Genomic DNA, 17,851 nt, shown 5'->3' with positions numbered 1-17,851 from the left:
GAGAGTTCTACAGTTGTAATGGCTTTCCCCGACACAGTGCGGAGTGTCGATACCGCCGGGCTCCCGGCAGCTACCGGTCTGTTACCCCTCTCCGACATTCTCGTCCGGGCGTGTCGCGGACATCGGGTGGTCGGCGGACCGCTGCTGTGGTTCGCGCGTGATCTGGCCGTGCTGCACGAGAAACGGATCGTCGGGCGCGGGGGGCGAGTCGACACCGATCCGGTGGTCCTGCGCGAAATCGACTGCCGGCGTAGTGAACTGGTGCTGGCGATCGACGACTGGGTTTTGCGGGCCATCCCGCAGCACCGCCTCGGCGCCACGCTGCACACGGAGACCGTCGGCTCGGTCATCGACCGCATGGCCGAGGCTTCCGTGCGAGCGCACCACGCACTGATGACGCTGGCGGCCAACGACGAAATGCTGCACTGCGCGTGGCACCACCTGGCCGAACTGGCCGACGCCTACGACGATCTGGTGCGTGACGTACTGGCCGGGCGCAGGCGGCTGCCCGAGTGGTGAGCTAGCCCTTCGACCGCACACCACGCCCCGCGGGGCGTGGTGTGCCGTGTGTGTCAGCCGAGGCGGTGGTGGTGGACGCCGAACTCGTCGGCCACCGTCGCCGCCAGTTCCACGTACGCGCGCTTGGTGGTCTTGTGCAAGCGGTGCAGGTCGATCTCGGCGCCCTCGGAGAGGTGCTCGTCGAACGGGATGATGTGAACGGCGCGGCAGCGGGACAGGAAGTACTCGCGCAGCTGCTGGACACCGACGTTCGGTGAGCCCTCGCGCGGGAGGTTGATCACGACCACCGCGTTGCGGACCAGATGGTCGTGGCCGTGCAGGGACAGCCAGTCCAGGGTCGCGGCGGCGCTGCGGGCGCCGTCGATGGCGGCCGAGGAGATGAGCACGAGCGAATGGGCGAGGTCGAGGACGCCGCTCATCGCCGAGTGCATCAGACCGGTGCCGCAGTCGGTGAGGATGATGTTGTAGAAGCGCTGCAGGATGCGGGCCACGGCCCGGTATTCCTCGTCGTTGAACGCCTCCGACGCAGCCGGATCGCGCTCGCTGGCAAGGACTTCCAGGCGACTCGAGCCCTGGGAGGTGTGCCTGCGGACATCGGAGTAGCGCTGGATCGCCGGGTCGAGCAGCAGGTCGCGCACGGTCGAGCGGGTCTGGATGGCGACGCGCTGCGACAGGGTGCCGAAGTCGGGGTTGGCGTCGACGGCGATCACTCGGTCGCCGCGGATCGAGGCGAAGATCGAGCCGAGACCGGTGGTGGTGGTGGTCTTGCCGACGCCGCCCTTCAGTGAGAGGACCGCGATGCGGTAGTCGCCGCGCACAGGCTGGCGGATACGGGCCACGAGTTCCTGCAGACGCAGCTCCTCGGCGGACATCCCCGGGTTGATCGCACCGCCGGACACGTGATGCACGGCCTTGCGCCAACCACTGCCGGGAGCCTTCTTGGCGCGCTTGACCGGGACGTCGTCGAGCGAGGGCTGGTAGCCCTGTGGCTGTGCGCCCCAACCCGGTTGGCCGTAGGGCTGCTGGTGGCCCTGCTGGTAGTTGCCCGGCTGCTGGTACTGCTGCGGCGCGTTCGGCTGCTGGTACTGCTGGGCCGGTGTGCCGTCGGGCTGGTACTGCGGGCCGGGCCCGTTGGGCTGGTTGTACTGCTGCGCGGGCGTGCCGTCGGGCTGGTACTGCTGACCGGGGCCTTGCGGCTGCTGGTACTGCTGTGCCGACGTGCCGTCGGGCTGGTACTGCTGTGCCGACGTGCCGTCGGGCTGGTACTGCGGAACGGGCGTGCCGTCGGACTGGTACTGCGGCACGGGCGTGCCGTCGGGCTGGTACTGCGGGGCCGGACCGTTCGGCGGGAACTGTTGCTGCGCCCCCTGATTCGGCTGCTGATAGTGCGGAGCGGGGGAGCCGTCCGGCCGATACTGCTGCACGGGGGCGCCGTCGGGCTGCTGCGCGGGTGCGGCATCGGGCCGATACTGCGGTGCCGCGCCGTCGGGCCGCTGGGCGACGCCGTCGGGACCGTACGTGGGCAGACCGTCGGGCTGCTGGTGCTGGGCCGGGGTGCCGTCGGGGCGGGGATACGGCGACGCGGTGTCGGCCGCCTGCACGAATTCACCCGAGCGATACCCGGTCTGCGCGGCGCGTGCTTGTTCCGCGGGGTTCGTGCCACCCTGCCGATTCGCCTGCCCGTGCTCACCCGGCGCACTGCCTTGTAGCCGTGGATCATCGGACCGGTACACCTCGGTCCGCCCATCCGGCGCATGCGTCGGCGCGACCGGTGTCGGGTCACCGGGGACCGAGTTGTACTGCGTCGCGGGGTAAGCCGACGGCGGCACGCGCTCGCCCGATGCGTACGGCGACCGCTGCTCGGTAGCCGGCGGCTGTTGCGGAGCTACGGACTCGGCGGAGCTGTACGGCGACCCGTGTCGAGACGCGACTGCGTCCTCGTCGGGCGCGGACCGCCCGTCGGCCGAGTGGCGCGCACCGGTTGTCGGCGATTCGGTGGCCTCCGCGGCGGTCGTCGCCGGGGATGGTTCGGCCACCTCGGCCGCTGCGCGACGAGGCGGTGTGGCCTGCTCGGCTTCCTGGAACGACGACGGCAGACGAGGTTCCACATCGGCGGACTGCGCGACCTCGCTGGGCGCGGGTGTCGACAGTGTGTCTGTGGCGTGCTGTTCGACCTCGTCCCGTGCGGTGACCGGCGATGGCGCATGGTCTGCCTGCCCGACCGCCTGGTCGGCGCCGATCGGCTGCGGTTCGGCGGCGAGCGGCCGGGATTCGGCGGTGGTCGGCTGCGGCGGGACGGTCAGGCGCGGTGGGGCCTGGGTCGGACGCGCGGGCGGGTCCGGCAGCGGAGGGGGCGGGGGAAGGTCGGGGCGCTGCTGGTTCGGGCCGAGCGGGGTGAAGCCGGTCGACGGTGGCGCGGGCGTCCGGGTCGGGAGCGCGTTCGCGGCGTGGTCCACGGCCTCGCTGGTCGGCGCGGGTATTGCCGGGCCCGTGTGTGTGGGCACGCTGGTGGGCGACGGCGGGAGCGGAGGGGGTGTGCCGGTGGATGTCGGCGCGTGATCTGCCGGTGGCTGACTTGCCGACCACGGAGCCGCTGTCGACGCCTGACCGCCTGCCCACGGCGCCGGATCCGCGGCCGAGGGCCCCGGAACCGACGACGGACCGTTGGTGTCCGGTCGCGGTGCCGGATCCGCCGACGACAACGGCGGGTTGACCGGGGGAGTCAGCGGGTTCGGGGCGGCCTGCCACCCGGCGTTCGGCTGTGGCCACCCGGCGTTCGGCTGTGCGGGCGCGGCCTGCTGGTATTGCGACGCGTCGCGGCCGGTCTGGGGTGCGGGCTGCTCGTAGGTGGGCTGCGGACGCGGTTGCTCGTCGCGGCGGGGCTGCTGGTGGGACGGGCCGGGGATCAGCGGGTCGGCGGGCTGCTGCGGGGTGGACCAGCCGGAACCGGACTGGTGGGTCGGCTCGGCGGGGCGGCGCTGTTCGGCGGCCTCGCCCGGACGTGGGGTGGCTGCCTCTTCCTCGGATTCGCGATCCTTGCGGCGGCGCCTGCCCTTTTCCTTGCGCGGCGCGTCGTCACCGCGCCCGCCCATGAAGCGGCGGCGTTTGGGTGCGTCGTCGATCTCGTCGTCCTGGGGCAGGTTCTCGACCGGAGCCTCGTAACCGACCTGTGTGACGTCGCTCTCCGACAGCCACGGCGGCAGCATGGGGAGGCTGTCGTTGTTGCGGCTCACCGGCACGCCTCGCTCACCAGGGTCCCCCGATCTGATCGACCCACTTCTCCGACGCCGGTGAGTTTACGCGACAACCCCCACGGCGTGGTGGCCGCCCGGTGGCTAGACACCGTGCTCAGGGCGGCGCGCGCGCAGGCCTCCCGATTGTGCGGCACGGTGCCCGGTCAGGGTGTACGGTTCGGGGCATTTTTGCCTCTGGCCGCCCGGCCCGGTAAGCTTGAGCGGCGGTGCACCTATGCGCCGACTGTTCGCATGCATGTCGACAGGCTCTTGGTCGACGCTACACACGCGGACGGCCATCAAACTCAGGTTGAGCGTAACCGGGATCGCGGAGGATATGGCGAAGAAAGACGGGGCCATCGAGGTCGAGGGTCGAGTTGTCGAGCCGCTGCCCAATGCGATGTTCCGGATCGAGCTCGAGAACGGTCACAAGGTTCTCGCGCACATCAGCGGAAAGATGCGGCAGCACTACATTCGTATCCTTCCGGAAGACCGCGTGGTCGTCGAGCTGTCGCCGTACGACCTCTCACGCGGCCGGATTGTCTACCGCTACAAGTGATGCCTGACGGCGTCGCGAGCCTCACCGGCGCGCGGCGTCGCACAGTGTCCCGGCAACGGGACGCACACCAGACTTCCCCGGTCCTCTGGCTGGGGAAAAACTGTGTTCACACCACCTGTGTGGACCAATACAAGATTGGACTGACGTGAAGGTTAATCCGAGCGTCAAGAAGATCTGCGAGAAGTGCAAGGTGATCCGCCGTCATGGTCGGGTCATGGTGATCTGCGACAACCTGCGCCACAAGCAGCGTCAGGGCTGATACAGCCTCACCACCGGGCACCGATCGTCTGATCGGACTGACCGAAAGAAGCACTCCCAGTTCCAGCACGCACGTACTTGTGCGCGCCATCCACCGGCACGGAGGCCGGTGCCCCCACCTTTGTGAAGACGGGGGGACGGACGGGGAGCAGACCTCCGCAACCATTAAGGAACCTGCCACATGGCACGTCTGATGGGCGTTGATCTCCCGCGCGAAAAGCGCATGGAGATCGCGCTGACCTACATTTTCGGAATCGGGCGCACCCGCGCCACCCAGATCCTGGCCGAGACGGGCGTCAGCCCCGACCTGCGCTCCAAGGACCTGAACGACGACGACCTGGCGAAGCTCCGCGAGTACATCGAGGCTTCGGACTACAAGGTCGAAGGTGACCTGCGCCGCGAGGTTCAGGCCGATATTCGTCGCAAGATCGAGATCGGCTGCTACCAGGGCATCCGCCACCGTCGTGGCCTGCCCGTTCGTGGTCAGCGCACCAAGACCAACGCGCGTACGCGCAAGGGTCCGAAGAAGACCGTCGCCGGCAAGAAGAAGTAGGGATAGCGTATGCCTCCGAAGAGCCGGGCCGCTGGCCCGAAGAAGACTCAGAAGTCGCGTCGCCGGGATAAGAAGAACATCCCGCACGGCCACGCGCACATCAAGAGCACGTTCAACAACACCATCGTCTCGATCACCGACCCCGAGGGCAATGTCATCTCGTGGGCGTCGTCGGGTCACGTCGGTTTCAAGGGTTCGCGTAAGAGCACCCCGTTCGCCGCGCAGCTCGCTGCCGAGAACGCTGCCCGCAAGGCGCAGGAGAACGGCGTCAAGAAGGTCGACGTGTTCGTGAAGGGCCCGGGTTCGGGCCGCGAGACCGCGATCCGTTCGCTGCAGGCCGCCGGCCTGGAGGTCGGCTCGATCTCCGATGTCACTCCTCAGCCGCACAACGGCTGCCGTCCGCCCAAGCGGCGTCGCGTCTAATAGCGGGAAAGGAAAAAGCTCAAAATGGCACGTTATACAGGCCCCATCACCCGCAAGTCGCGTCGTCTGCGCGTCGACCTCGTCGGAGGCGACCAGGCGTTCGAGCGTCGTCCTTACCCGCCCGGCCAGCACGGCCGCGCGCGGATCAAGGAATCCGAGTACCTCATGCAGCTGCAGGAGAAGCAGAAGGCTCGCTTCTCGTACGGCGTCATGGAGAAGCAGTTCCGTCGTTACTACGAAGAGGCCAACCGCCTCAAGGGTAAGACCGGCGACAACCTGCTCCGTCTGCTCGAGTCGCGTCTGGACAACGTCGTGTACCGCGCCGGTCTGGCCCGTACCCGTCGTCAGGCCCGTCAGCTGGTCAGCCACGGTCACTTCATCGTCAACGGTGTCAAGGTGAACGTCCCCAGCTACCAGGTCTCCCAGTACGACATCATCGATGTCAAGGAGAAGTCGCTCCCGACGCTGCCGTTCCAGGTGGCTCGCGAGACCGTCGGCGACCGTCCGGTTCCCGGTTGGCTGCAGGTCGTCCCCGGCCGCCTGCGCATCCTGGTGCACCAGCTGCCCGAGCGCGCGCAGATCGATGTGCCGCTGCAGGAACAGCTCATCGTCGAGTACTACTCGAAGTAATCGCTTAACGGTGGGGGTCGCTACGCGGCGACCCCCGCAATCACTGACGAGGCATCAAATAGCGGATGCCCTGAACAGGAAGTAGATCCTCATGCTGATTTCCCAGCGTCCGACACTGACCGAAGAGGTTGTGGCGGAGAACCGCTCGAAGTTCACCATCGAACCCCTCGAGCCGGGCTTCGGTTACACCCTCGGCAACTCGCTGCGTCGTACCCTGCTGTCCTCCATCCCGGGGGCCGCGGTCACGAGCATCCGCATCGACGGCGTCCTGCACGAGTTCACCACCGTCCCCGGCGTGAAGGAAGATGTCACCGACATCATCCTGAACCTCAAGGGCCTGGTCGTGTCCTCCGAAGAGGACGAGCCGGTCACCATGTACGTGCGTAAGCAGGGCCCGGGCACCGTCACCGCCGGTGACATCGTTCCGCCTGCCGGCGTCATCGTGCACAACCCGGACATGCACATCGCCACCCTGAACGACAAGGGCAAGCTCGAGATCGAGCTCGTCGTCGAGCGGGGCCGCGGTTACGTGCCCGCCGTGCAGAACAAGGCGACCGGCGCGGAAATCGGCCGGATCCCGGTGGATTCGATCTACTCCCCGGTGCTCAAGGTGACCTACAAGGTCGAGGCCACCCGTGTCGAGCAGCGCACCGACTTCGACCGTCTCATCCTCGACGTGGAGACCAAGAACTCCATCACGGCTCGGGACGCGCTGGCTTCGGCCGGTAAGACCCTGGTCGAGCTCTTCGGCCTGGCCCGTGAGCTCAACGTCGAAGCCGAGGGCATCGAGATCGGCCCCAGCCCGGCCGAGGCAGATCACATCGCCTCGTTCGGTCTGCCGATCGAGGACCTGGACCTCACCGTCCGGTCCTACAACTGCCTCAAGCGCGAGGGTGTGCACACGGTGGGCGAGCTCGTTGCCCGCACCGAGTCGGACCTGCTCGACATCCGCAACTTCGGCCAGAAGTCCATCGACGAGGTGAAGGTCAAGCTGCACACGCTGGGCCTCTCGCTCAAGGACAGCCCGGCGTCGTTCGACCCGTCCTCCGTGGTGGGTTACGACGCGAGCACCGGAACGTGGAGCGACAGCGGCACGTTCAGTGATACCGACGGCGGCGAGCAGGACTACGCCGAAACCGAACAGCTTTAATACGCCCAGGAGAAACCCACAATGCCCAAGCCCAAGAAGGGCCGCCGGTTCGGCGGCTCGGCGTCGCACCAGAAGGCGATCTTCGCCAACCTGGCCACGGCGCTTTTCGAGCACGGTCGGATCACGACCACCGAGGCCAAGGCCAAGGCGGTGCGTCCCTACGCCGAGAAGATCATCACCAAGGCGAAGGGCGGCAGCCTTGCCGACCGTCGTGAGGTCATGAAGGACATCCGCAACAAGGACGTCGTGCACGTCCTGTTCGCGGACATCGGCCCCTCGTTCGAGGGTCGCGAGGGTGGCTACACCCGTATCACCAAGGCGCTGCCGCGCAAGGGTGACAACGCGCCGATGGCCATCATCGAACTCGTCCGCGAGAAGACCGTGACCAACGAGGCCGATCGGGCCCGTCGCGTCGCCGCTTCGCAGAAGACCGAAGAGGCCCCGGCCGCTGAGGTCGAGGAGACCGTCGCCGACGAGACCGAGGCTGACGCCCCGGCCGCCGACGAGGCCACCGAGGACAAGAAGGACGCCTGATTCTCAGGAGTTCTGCCGAGCCCGTCACCCTTCGTGGGTGGCGGGCTCGGTTCTTTTCCACGTGCGAATTCAGGAGGATGACATGACTCGGGTGCGGCTCGGGATCAGTTATGACGGCACCGATTTCACCGGCTGGGCACGGCAGCCGGGGTTGCGCACCGTGCAGGGCGTGCTGGAGGAGTCGCTGTCGAAGGTATTGCGTGAGCCGCTGCAGCTGACGGTCGCCGGCCGCACGGACGCGGGTGTGCACGCCGAGGGACAGGTCGCGCACTTCGACACCGAGGCCGAGTTCGACGCCGACAAGTTGCTGTACCGGATGGCCAAGTTCCTGCCCAAGGACGTGCGGATCACCGAAATCCGTACCGCTGTGCCCGAGTTCGACGCCCGCTTCTCCGCGATGCGCCGCCACTACGCCTACCGGCTCACCACCGCCCCCTACGGCGCCCAGCCGTTGCAGGCGCGCGGGGTGGTGCCGTGCAAGCCCGGCGTAGAACTCGAGGCCATGCGCGCCGCTTCACGAAACCTGTTGGGCCTGCACAACTTCGCCGCCTTCTGCCGACGTCGTGAGGGCGCGACCACCATCCGCGAACTCCAGCGCTTCGACTGGGAACGTGACGGCGACCTGCTCACCGCCTACGTGAGCGCCGATGCCTTCTGCTGGTCGATGGTCCGCAGCCTCGTCGGCGCCGTCCTCGCGGTCGGCGAGGGCCGCCGCGCCCCCGAATGGACTACGTCCCTGCTCGCCGAGACGGCACGTTCCAGCTCGGTGACGGTAGCTCCCGCCCACGGTTTGAGCCTCATCGCCGTCGACTATCCGGCCGACGCCGACCTCGCCGCGCGTAATGCCCAAACCCGGGAATCCAGAACTGTGCCGGTGCCAGAGGGCGGTTGCTGCGGCGATTAATAGCCGTATCCGTTCACCGAATTCTGTGACACCTGAACTGTCGAGTGGCGATCCGATATTTGTTCGAGACTTTCCCTAGTCGAAGAAAGTAAGGAAATTTTCTTGTCTCGGCCGCCGAGTTGTGGTGGCGGCGCTCACGTTATCGGTGTGGTAATCGGGGGCGATGCTAGATTTCCCAGACGATGGATACTTCCTCGGTCACCGCATTCGACGAGTGGCAGCGATCATGGCGGAGACACGAATGGCGTCAGCTGAATTCGGGGCGAGCGTGCGCCCTGTCGCGGTGGAATAGCGACGTCGGGCGATGACGTCGTTCGAAGGATTTCCCGAGATCTGCTCGACCGCGGAGATCGCGCCGCCGGATGCTTTCGCGCACTGGGAACAGCTGGTCGCCGGCGCGATCACCGAGGTGTCGATCGCGCCCACTGTGTCACGCGCGTTCGAGGGGCGGATCAGGTCGGCCGATTTCGGGGACATCTCTGTAGGCACCGTGGTGGCCGAGGGTCACGAATTGCGCCGCACGCGCAGGCATATCGCCAGGGCCGACGATTTCCACGTCATCGGTAGCGTGGTGCTCGCCGGCCACGCCCAGGTGGAGCACGCGGGCAACCGCGTCGAGCTGGCACCGGGCGCGATGATCTTCTACGACACCGCACAGCCGATTCGGTGGCGCTCGGAGGGCCTGATCGAGGATCTCACGATCCGGGTGCCCCGGCAGCAGGTCGTCGACTACCTGGGTATCCGTGCTGATCTGCTGCCTGCCGGGATGGTGATCGGGGAAGGGGGCGTCGGGTTGATGCTGGCCAGATTCTTCCGCCAGGTCGCCCAGCTGCACAGCACCGATCCGGCGTCGGCGGCGGTGCTCGCGAGCAGCGGTATCGACCTCCTCGGTGCGGCGGCCACCATCGCGGCGGGCGAGCGGCCCGGCCGGGCGCAGATCGCTGCGGTGAACGGGCAGCAGGTGCTGGACTATCTGCGCGCCCATTTCACCGACCCCGAACTGACGATCGAACGGATCGCGGACGGCTGCCGGGTGTCGCGGCGCACGCTCTATCGGGTGGTCGCGGAATTCGAGGGCGGGCTCGGGGCGGTCCTGCGCGGAATGCGGTTGGAGCGGGCGCGGGTGTTGCTCGTGGCGAGCGACTTCCGTTCGATCGCCGCGGTGGCGACCGCATCGGGATTCGCCACCGAGCGGCAGTTCTATCGTGCGTTCCACGCGGCGACGGGTATGACGCCGGGTGAGTACCGAGTAGTAGCTCGTTCCGGCGCCGATATCGGCTGACGATTGCCGTCAAGCCGGGTTAGGTGATGTGCCTCACATGGATGTTTCATATTGAAAGACCCGAGTCGGTTATCCGCTGGAATCGGCAGTGCTAGACGCATTTCCGATGTCGGCAAACCATCCCATTCGGAAACAGCTGATGGAAATTGGACGGTTGATCTGGCAGGCTCGGCCACGGGCGAGCCCGACGATTGTGCGACGCCAACTGTTTGCTGTTCGACTCGGATAGGAAGCGAGGTGGTTGGCATGGAGATCGCGCAGACGCGCGCCGGAGCACGCGAATCGTTTGCCGAATGGGAGTCGCTGCTGTCGGAGAGTTACGTCCCGCTGATGGCGGATCCGAGCGGTGACGGCACCTTCCACGGCCGCATCGAGCGCAGCAGTCACCCCGGCTTCGATCTGTCGACGGTCCGCGCGAGCGGCCAGCGCATCCGCCGCACCCCGCGCGGAATCGCGAAGACCGACGGTGAATTCCTCCTGGTCTCCATCCTGACCGAAGGTTCCGGACTGCTGCACCAAGACGATCGAGTCGCCTCGGTCCGCCCCGGCGACATGGTCTTCTACGACACCTCGCGCCCATACCACTGGGAGCTGGAGGGTCCGTGGGCGCAAGTCGTGGTGCAGACGCCACTCGAGGTCCTGCGTCAGCAGCTCGGCCCGGGTGGTGCCCCGTTGCCGACCGCGGTGACGGTCACCGCCGACAGCGCGGGTGGGGCGGTCGCCGGCTTCTTTCGCGATCTGGCCCGTATCCAGCAGAGCGCTCCCGGCCATGCGACTGTCCTGGCCGACAACGGGGTCAAACTGCTCGCCTCCGCGGTCCGGCTGGCCTCGGGGGAGATCCCGTCGGGTCAGCCCGCGCAGGCACTGTCCCGCGAGCAGGTGCTGTCCTTCATGCGGACCCGGTGCGCCGACCCTGGCCTGACCATCGACGACATCGCCCGTGCCTGTCTGGTGTCGCGTCGAACGCTGTACCGGCTCTTCGGTGATGTGGAAGACGGACTCAGCGCCGTGCTGCGGCGTATGCGGGTGGAATGCGCGCGCACCCTGCTCACCCGCGACCCCGGCCGGGCGACCGCGACGGTCGCGCTCGCGTCCGGCTTCGCCTCCGAGCGACACTTCTTCCGGGCCTTCCGGCTGGAGACGGGGATGACTCCCGGCGAATTCCGCATGCTCGCGTCGAGCGCGCTGTCTATCTGATACCGCGTGTTCTCACGCGATATTCGGTAGACCTTCGGCGAAACTCATCGCAATCGGCGGATTGGCACAGACCGTCAGTCGGCTGGCACGGGATGACAGTTTGTGTGGCGCCATTCTGCGAGAGAGTGAATTGAACACTCTTCACTGGTTGAGCGACAAGGGGGCACGATGAGTCGGGTACGCGTGGCAGCGGTGCAAGCCGAGCCGAAGTGGTTGAATCTGTCTGCCGGAGTCGAACAGACAATCGAATACATCGCGTCGGCCGAACGCGGCGGCGCGCAAGTGATTGCTTTTCCGGAGACATTCCTGCCCGGATTCCCGTGGTGGATGTGGCTCAATTCGGTCGATTGGGGCGAGGAATTCCTGGCCAGGTATCTGGCCAACGCGCTGACCGCCGACGGCCCCGAACTGCGCGCCATCGCCTACGCCGCCCGGCGCACGGGCGTGCACGTCTCGATCGGCTTCGCCGAGCGGGCCGGGCACGAGGTCTTCATGTCCCAGGCGCTGATCGATGCCGACGGCACCATCGCTGTCGCTCGCAAGGCGGAACCCACCGGGCTCGAGCGCACTGTCTTCAATGCCGCACCCGGTGGGGGACCGCTGGTTCGTGACACCGTGCACGGCCGGATCGGCGTACTCGGCGGCGCCGATCATCTCCGTGCCGACCTGCGTGGACAGATGCACGATCAGCGCGAGCAGCTCCACGTCGCCGCGTGGTCGGGCTTCACCGTGTACTACGGGGAGGGCAAGGAATGGGGGCCCGATCTCAATACCGCCGCCAGTGTTCGCTACGCGATGGACGGATCGACCCATGTCATCGCGCCCGTCGCGGTCGTGCCGGTGGCAGGCTGGGAGGTCGTCGACGCGCGGATGCCGGAGCGGCGCCTGCTGCGTGGCGGTGGCGGGGTCTCGCGGATCTTCGGGCCCGGCGGACTCGAACTCGCCGCACCGCTGGCCGAAGGTGACGAGGGACTGCTCTACGCCGATCTAGATCTCGGCCGCACCGTGCGCCCGGCCGCCGCGGCCGCGCCCCGCGGTGAGCGCCTGCCGCTCCGGGGACCGAGCGGTCGGATCGTGCGGCGTGAGCCGGTGCGCGTCGGCCTCACGGGGGCCTGAGACGACGGCCGCGAACCACAGTGCGACGAAGCCGGGGGTCATCGCAGCGGCACCGAGACATCGGCGCCCGCTTCACGGGTCAGCCGGGCGTTCACCTTGGCCAGTGCGGGCGTCGGGACGAATCCGCCCGCCAGCAACGCCTCACCCTGCCGGAACCAGGGCGCCTGGGCGAGCAGGCCGCTAGGCGCGTAGCCGAAGTAGGTGCCGAGTTCCTCCAGGTCGGAGGGGGAGGTCATTTTCATCAAGGCGAGGTTGTCGCACTGAGAGATGATGCCGGGGTGCACCTTTGACGGCCGCTGTGTCGACAGCAGCAACCACAGGCCGAATTTGCGCCCCTCAGCGGCGATCTGGATCAACCGCTCGCGCACCGCGACGGCCACCGGCGATTCGAGTCGGGGTGAGGCGAGGTTGTGCGCTTCGTCGATCACCAGCAGAACCGGGCGGCGTTCCTCGCGTTTGGCCCACAGATCGTCGAGCAGCGACAGGGCGACGACGAGTTGCTGTGCGGGCGTGGAGAATCCGCCGAGATCCAGGACTGTCACATCGGGGCGATCGGCGACGATCTCGGTGACCGCTTGGTCGGCTCCCGCCCAGACCTCCCAGTCGAGCAGCCCCAGATTCTCCACGCGCATCGCGAGCCGGCGGCGAGCCGTGTTCTCGACGGCGCGCAGGTTGTCCAGGACATCGTGGATTTCGCCGGACATCGCCGACGCCAGATGGATCAGTTCGTTGAACTCCTCCCTGTCGGCCACCGGATCCAGCTGCAGCACAGCGGCCTTCGAGGTCAAGGGCATGTCGATGAACTTCGCCCGCAGGCGGCCGGGTGGTTCGGATTTCGGTCGCAGGACGCGGATGTCGCGCTCGCGCAGGGCCTGCGCGGTGGGGCCGGTGGCGCCGGGGATCACCTCGCCGATGCGGACGAAATCGGAATTCGGGTCGAAGATGACGATCGGCAGCGCGGTGTACGCGATCAGCTGCTCGAGGACCACGCCGAGAGCGTAGGTCTTGCCGGAACCGCTCTGTCCACACCAGAACGTATGCCGGTTGAAACGGGTGGGGAGCAGTCGAGCGGGGCCGCCGGGCGCCGACAGACTCACGCCGACCTCGAGCTCGGCGCCGGTGATGTGGTGGAGCGCGGTGACGGTGTCGCGATCGGCGGGGCCGATCTCCCCGCCGTCGAACGCGTGACTGGCTCTGGTGTCGATCCCGTCATCGGTGAGTTCGCCGATCAACCTGCCCCGCAACCCGACGGGCACGGTCGCCGTGCGCTCCTCGACCAGCCCGAGCTGCCTGCGCCCCGCGCAACTGACCACGATCAGGGATCCGGCGGGGAAGGGGCTGGCCGCGGCGTTCTCGACGACGAACGAGCGGCCGTCCTCGGAGCGCACGGACAGGACGGCGGATTCGGCAGACATGGACGTGTCCTCCCGGTGGCGCGTCGACGAGCATCCTGCTGGCAACCACCAGTAAACACGGCCCGGTCACGTCTTCCGGTACACCGCGCGCACGTGTGTCGGGTGCTGTCCGCGGCCCTCGTACCGGAGCGTGCTGAAAGAGGCTTGCGCAGGGAGGTTTTACCTGGTCAAGACCGAATGTAAGTACATTTGCAATTGCATTCGAGGCGCGGAGCGGGGGTATTCTTCTGGGCGATGCCGCACGACGGCAGCATCTGATTCTCGTTTCCGGAGGTCGCCTGTGGCGAACGAAACGACGACGCTGGAGTTCTCGGCGCAGACACCGCGCAGTGCGGAGTTCGAGCAGTGGGAGGCGTTGATGACGAAGACGTATTTCCCACTCGCGCTCGATCCCACATTGGACGCGCCCACGTTCGGCAGGCTCACCAGCAGTGCCTTGCCCGGTGTCGCCGACTTCTCGCTGACCGCGCTCGCGGGTGGGAATCAGGAATTCCGGCGCACCAAGACGCATGTGGCGTGTGCCGACGAGGAATACCTGCTTGTCAGCATTCAGGTCGCCGGTCATGCCCGGCTCACCCAAGACGGCCGCTCGGTGCTACTGAGGCCGGGCGAGATGACGTTCCTCGACACCGCGCGGCCCTCGCTCTGGCACGACAGCGTGTCCTACGAGCAGGTGCTCGTGCGAGTGCCCACGCGACTGCTCCGCCTGCAGCCGGGTCTCGCCGAGGTCCGCATACCGACCGCCACCGCGATTGCTCCGGACAGCCCGGCGGGTGTGGTGGCCACCTACTTTCGTGAGCTCGCCCGGGTCCGCGCGCAATCGCCCGCACAGGCCGACATCCTGGCCAGGAGTGCGCTCGACCTCCTCGGCTCGGCGGTGCTGCTCGCCGCGGGGAGCGAACCTGTCGAGGCCCCTGCCGACGCGCTCAGTCGCGAACACGTCATGGTCTACCTCCGAAAGCGGTGCACCGACCCGGAATTGACCGTCGACGAGGTGGCCGCGGCCTGTCACATCTCGCGCCGCACGCTGTTCCGAATCTTCGACGGCACTGGCGACAGCCTCAGCACCACCCTGCGCAGATTGCGGATCATGCATGCGCGCAAGCTGTTGGCCCGCACGAGAAGCCATCCGCCCGCAGCGGTCGCTTACGCCTCGGGATTCGCCTCCGAACGGCACTTCTATCGGGTGTTCCAGCAGGAGACCGGGATGACGCCCGGCGAATATCGGCAGTCACACATCGGCTGATCAACGTGGCACTGATTGTCAGAGGCTTGGCGCGGGAGGACTGCCGGCACGATCGTTCTCGCAGCACACTGGATTTCGTTGGACCAGTGCGGTACGAGGAGCGATCACGATGTCGATTCGAATCAGGGCGGCAGCGGTGCAGGCCGAGCCCGCGTGGCTGCATCTGCCCGCGGGCGCAGACGATCGGCTTCATCGAGGATGCCGGGGCCGGTGGAGCACAGCTCGTCGTGTTGGCGATGGCTGAAGTCGGTCGACCGGGGGTCCGAGTTCCAGTGACGCCACTGGAACGTGAAGTCTTCGCCGACGGTGTGGCGCCGTCGGCGGTTTACCACACCGAACCGGGCCGGGTCGGCGTCCTGGGGGGAGTCGACCATGTGTGCCCGGACCGGCGCGTGGACCTGTGGCGGGAGCAGGTCCACGTCGCCGCGTTCTCCGGATTCACCGTGTATCGCCAGGTCGGTGACGACATCGTGGTCGCGGCGAACAGTACGGCTCGCGGGCTCACTGGTGATTTCGTGAGCCGGTCAGGACCTGACCAACCGGGCGATGGCGTCGGTGGCCTCTTTGATCTTGGCTTCGGCCTCGGGTCCACCGGCGATCGCCGCGTCGACGACGCAGTGTGAGATGTGATCCTCGAGCAGCCCCATCGCGACGGCCTGTAGTGCCTTGGTCATGGCGGAGACCTGGGTGAGGATGTCGATGCAGTATTTTTCCTCTTCGACCATCCGCTGGAGGCCGCGCGACTGACCTTCGATGCGGCGCAGTCGCTTGAGGTAGTCGTCCTTGGCGGTGATGTAGCCGTGGCCTGCGTGGCCCGCGTGCTCGTCGCCGGTCGCGGTGTCGGGGGTGGGTGTTGTCACCGTGGTCTCCTCGCCTGCCTGGTAGCTCGCGTGGCGAACTAATACCCCCCTAGGGTACAGTTTCGCGGTCGAAATGTCAGATGACAGGTCCCCGGTGCTGCGCGGGGTCGGCCCGGGCGGAAGAATCGGCGCTATGAGTTCGCTTCCCCGGCCCGCACTCGCCGTTATCGGCGGCAGCGGTTTCTATGACTTCTTCGACCACGACGCGGTGCACGTCGAGGTCGACACACCGTATGGCGCGCCGAGTGCGCCGGTCGCGATCGGGGAGGTCGAGGGCCGCGCCGTCGCCTTCCTGCCCCGGCACGGCAAGCAGCACGAGTTCGCGCCGCACACCCTGCCCTACCAGGCGAACATGTGGGCGCTGCGTTCGCTCGGGGTGCGCCGGGTGTTCGCGCCGTGCGCGGTCGGCAGCCTGCGCGCCGATTGGGGTCCCGGCACCGTGGCGGTGCCGGATCAGCTCGTCGATCGGACCTCGGGTCGCCCGCAGACCTACTTCGACGGCGGCGGTGTCCACGTCTCCTTCGCCGATCCCTACTGCGATGATCTGCGCGCCGCCGCGGTGAAGTCCGCCGGTGACCTTCGGGTCGAGGATTCCGGCACGATGGTCGTCGTTCAGGGCCCGCGCTTCTCGACCCGCGCCGAGAGCCGCTGGTTCGCTGGGCAGGGCTGGGACCTGGTCAACATGACCGGTCATCCCGAGGCCGTTCTCGCTCGTGAACTCGAAATGTGCTACGCGGCAGTCGCTCTCGTCACCGACTTGGATGCCGGTCTGGAAGAGGGCGACGGTGTGCACGCCGTCGATGTGTTCGCCGAATTCAAGAAGAACCTCGGACCTTTCAAAGAGCTCATGCGACGTGCGGTCACCGCGGTCGACGACACCGGCACCTGCGAACGCTGCCGCGTGCACGCCGGGGTGTCGCTGCCCTTCGAACTACCCTGATCACCCCGGCTGCGCGGTGACCTGCACCTGAGCGAGCAGGAAAGCAGGCGCCGCGCCGCCGCCGGGCAGTGGTGACACCTCGACGTCGACGGTGAGCCAGCCACCCACCTCGGCGGCCAGCCGCAACCCGCTCAACCCGGCGCGCGTGGCACCTGCCAGCACCTCGGCCCGCAGGGCGGCGATTCTGGGCCGGTCCTCGGGATGCGGGACGGTTCGCTCGTCGACTCCGCGCCATGTCAGCCCCGGCACCGGCTCGGTGACCCAGCGCACGGCGCGCACCTGGGCGGTATCGACGATGACCAGGTACAGGCCCGGCTGGGACTCGCGCAGCAATTCCAGCGTCGCGGCCTCGAACGACTTGTGTTGCGGGGCGACACTGTCGGTGACATCGACGGACACGCCGCGCCACGCGAACCGCTGCTCGGCGTCGCCGTTGCGCGCGGCCACCAGCAGCGAACGCGGGCCGATCGCCGAATGCACGGTGGCAACGCCCGACCAGCGACTCCGAGGTTGCGAATGGTGCAGCGCGGCAACGAATTCCAGCGCGCGATCGAAACGCTCGACCCGCTCGAACGACTCGGCACCGCTGTATTCGACCGGGGCGGAACCGAAGTGAGATCCGAGCCCGGCAGGATGCATACGTACCACCCGGGCATAGGCGTCGACCTGGAACGGGGCGACCCGAAGCTCGTCCGCCGGGACCTCCGGCCCCACCCACACCTTCACCGCATGCACGGACGAATCCGGCCACAACACCGGCACGGCCCGAAACCGCAACTCCGACCAGGGATTGCGCGACTTGGGCAACACTTCCTCCACCGGCGCCCCGGTCTCGTGCGCGGCCGCGATCAACGGCTGCAACCGGGCCGGAACAGCCCGCTGATACGACGCCCACTCACGCGGCGCGGTACCCGCGGTCAACATCGACCAATCCCGCGACGTCCCCAACGTCTCCACCAACTGCCAACGTCCGATAATCACGCGTGCGACCCCCTGCGCCCCATGAACGAAACCGACCGCCCTATCGTGCAC

Annotated in this window: 18 protein-coding genes; 14 read left to right on the top strand and 4 right to left on the bottom strand. The window is 67.5% G+C overall.

Annotation, left to right across the window (positions count from 1 at the left end):
- Positions 1-18 precede the first annotated feature (18 nt).
- Positions 19-519: a DUF4254 domain-containing protein gene (locus ACFQ9R_RS25010; RefSeq protein ID WP_378993616.1), complete on the top strand. Its 501-nt coding sequence runs from the start codon at positions 19-21 to the stop codon at positions 517-519.
- A 53-nt stretch (positions 520-572) separates the two neighbouring features.
- On the opposite strand, the gene ACFQ9R_RS25005 is transcribed toward ACFQ9R_RS25010, so the two are convergent.
- Positions 573-3,752 carry an AAA family ATPase gene (locus ACFQ9R_RS25005; protein ID WP_378993615.1) on the bottom strand — a complete coding sequence of 1,060 codons (3,180 nt, stop codon included), beginning with the start codon at positions 3,750-3,752 and terminating at the stop codon, positions 573-575.
- A 337-nt stretch (positions 3,753-4,089) separates the two neighbouring features.
- Between ACFQ9R_RS25005 and infA the strand changes: the two genes are divergently transcribed.
- The 11 genes from infA to ACFQ9R_RS24950 all read left to right on the top strand — a co-directional run bounded on the left by infA (position 4,090) and on the right by ACFQ9R_RS24950 (position 12,358).
- On the top strand, positions 4,090-4,311 hold the full coding sequence (infA, locus tag ACFQ9R_RS25000; protein ID WP_003418601.1) for a translation initiation factor IF-1: 222 nt from the start codon (positions 4,090-4,092) through the stop codon (positions 4,309-4,311).
- Between the two features lie 145 nt (positions 4,312-4,456).
- The gene (rpmJ, locus tag ACFQ9R_RS24995) at positions 4,457-4,570 is read left to right on the top strand and encodes a 50S ribosomal protein L36 (protein WP_056818299.1); all 114 of its coding nucleotides are present in this window, start codon (positions 4,457-4,459) and stop codon (positions 4,568-4,570) included.
- 180 nt (positions 4,571-4,750) lie between these two features.
- Positions 4,751-5,122, top strand: coding sequence for a 30S ribosomal protein S13 (gene rpsM, locus ACFQ9R_RS24990; RefSeq protein WP_067448181.1), 372 nt, complete (start codon positions 4,751-4,753; stop codon positions 5,120-5,122).
- Between the two features lie 9 nt (positions 5,123-5,131).
- Positions 5,132-5,545, top strand: coding sequence for a 30S ribosomal protein S11 (gene rpsK / locus ACFQ9R_RS24985; protein ID WP_019045110.1), 414 nt, complete (start codon positions 5,132-5,134; stop codon positions 5,543-5,545).
- Positions 5,546-5,569: 24 nt separating this feature from the next.
- On the top strand, positions 5,570-6,175 hold the full coding sequence (gene rpsD / locus ACFQ9R_RS24980; RefSeq protein WP_301904992.1) for a 30S ribosomal protein S4: 606 nt from the start codon (positions 5,570-5,572) through the stop codon (positions 6,173-6,175).
- 91 nt (positions 6,176-6,266) lie between these two features.
- Positions 6,267-7,325 (top strand): DNA-directed RNA polymerase subunit alpha, encoded by a 1,059-nt coding sequence (locus ACFQ9R_RS24975; protein WP_056818293.1) that lies wholly within the window; start codon positions 6,267-6,269, stop codon positions 7,323-7,325.
- A 21-nt stretch (positions 7,326-7,346) separates the two neighbouring features.
- Positions 7,347-7,859: a 50S ribosomal protein L17 gene (gene rplQ / locus ACFQ9R_RS24970; protein WP_378993614.1), complete on the top strand. Its 513-nt coding sequence runs from the start codon at positions 7,347-7,349 to the stop codon at positions 7,857-7,859.
- A 91-nt stretch (positions 7,860-7,950) separates the two neighbouring features.
- Complete coding sequence (truA, locus tag ACFQ9R_RS24965; RefSeq protein WP_378993719.1) at positions 7,951-8,763, top strand: tRNA pseudouridine(38-40) synthase TruA; 813 nt, start codon at positions 7,951-7,953, stop codon at positions 8,761-8,763.
- Positions 8,764-9,067: 304 nt separating this feature from the next.
- A complete protein-coding gene (locus ACFQ9R_RS24960) occupies positions 9,068-10,045 on the top strand; it encodes a helix-turn-helix domain-containing protein (protein WP_378993613.1) in 978 nt (325 codons plus the stop codon).
- Positions 10,046-10,291: 246 nt separating this feature from the next.
- On the top strand, positions 10,292-11,242 hold the full coding sequence (locus tag ACFQ9R_RS24955) for a helix-turn-helix domain-containing protein (RefSeq protein WP_378993612.1): 951 nt from the start codon (positions 10,292-10,294) through the stop codon (positions 11,240-11,242).
- 168 nt (positions 11,243-11,410) lie between these two features.
- Positions 11,411-12,358: a nitrilase-related carbon-nitrogen hydrolase gene (locus ACFQ9R_RS24950; protein ID WP_378993611.1), complete on the top strand. Its 948-nt coding sequence runs from the start codon at positions 11,411-11,413 to the stop codon at positions 12,356-12,358.
- Positions 12,359-12,396: 38 nt separating this feature from the next.
- Here the strand turns inward: ACFQ9R_RS24950 and ACFQ9R_RS24945 are convergent, their stop codons facing one another.
- Positions 12,397-13,773, bottom strand: coding sequence for an ATP-binding protein (locus ACFQ9R_RS24945; protein WP_378993610.1), 1,377 nt, complete (start codon positions 13,771-13,773; stop codon positions 12,397-12,399).
- Between the two features lie 280 nt (positions 13,774-14,053).
- On the opposite strand from ACFQ9R_RS24945, the gene ACFQ9R_RS24940 reads away from it, so the two are divergent.
- Positions 14,054-15,019: a helix-turn-helix domain-containing protein gene (locus tag ACFQ9R_RS24940; RefSeq protein ID WP_378993609.1), complete on the top strand. Its 966-nt coding sequence runs from the start codon at positions 14,054-14,056 to the stop codon at positions 15,017-15,019.
- A 524-nt stretch (positions 15,020-15,543) separates the two neighbouring features.
- Here the strand turns inward: ACFQ9R_RS24940 and ACFQ9R_RS24935 are convergent.
- A complete protein-coding gene (locus tag ACFQ9R_RS24935) occupies positions 15,544-15,879 on the bottom strand; it encodes a metal-sensitive transcriptional regulator (protein ID WP_378993608.1) in 336 nt (111 codons plus the stop codon).
- 133 nt (positions 15,880-16,012) lie between these two features.
- Between ACFQ9R_RS24935 and ACFQ9R_RS24930 the strand changes: the two genes are divergently transcribed.
- Positions 16,013-16,819 carry an S-methyl-5'-thioadenosine phosphorylase gene (locus ACFQ9R_RS24930; RefSeq protein WP_378993607.1) on the top strand — a complete coding sequence of 269 codons (807 nt, stop codon included), beginning with the start codon at positions 16,013-16,015 and terminating at the stop codon, positions 16,817-16,819.
- Here ACFQ9R_RS24930 and ACFQ9R_RS24925 read toward each other — a convergent pair whose 3' ends face one another.
- Complete coding sequence (locus ACFQ9R_RS24925; RefSeq protein ID WP_378993606.1) at positions 16,820-17,800, bottom strand: GAF domain-containing protein; 981 nt, start codon at positions 17,798-17,800, stop codon at positions 16,820-16,822.
- Positions 17,801-17,851: the final 51 nt, after the last annotated feature.

Origin of the sequence: Nocardia sp. NPDC056541 (genome assembly GCF_042794235.1) — a bacterium.
Classification (GTDB): Bacteria; Actinomycetota; Actinomycetes; order Mycobacteriales; family Mycobacteriaceae; genus Nocardia.
Note: the sequence above shows the minus strand (reverse complement) of the source record. Positions and strands in the feature narration are given on the sequence as shown.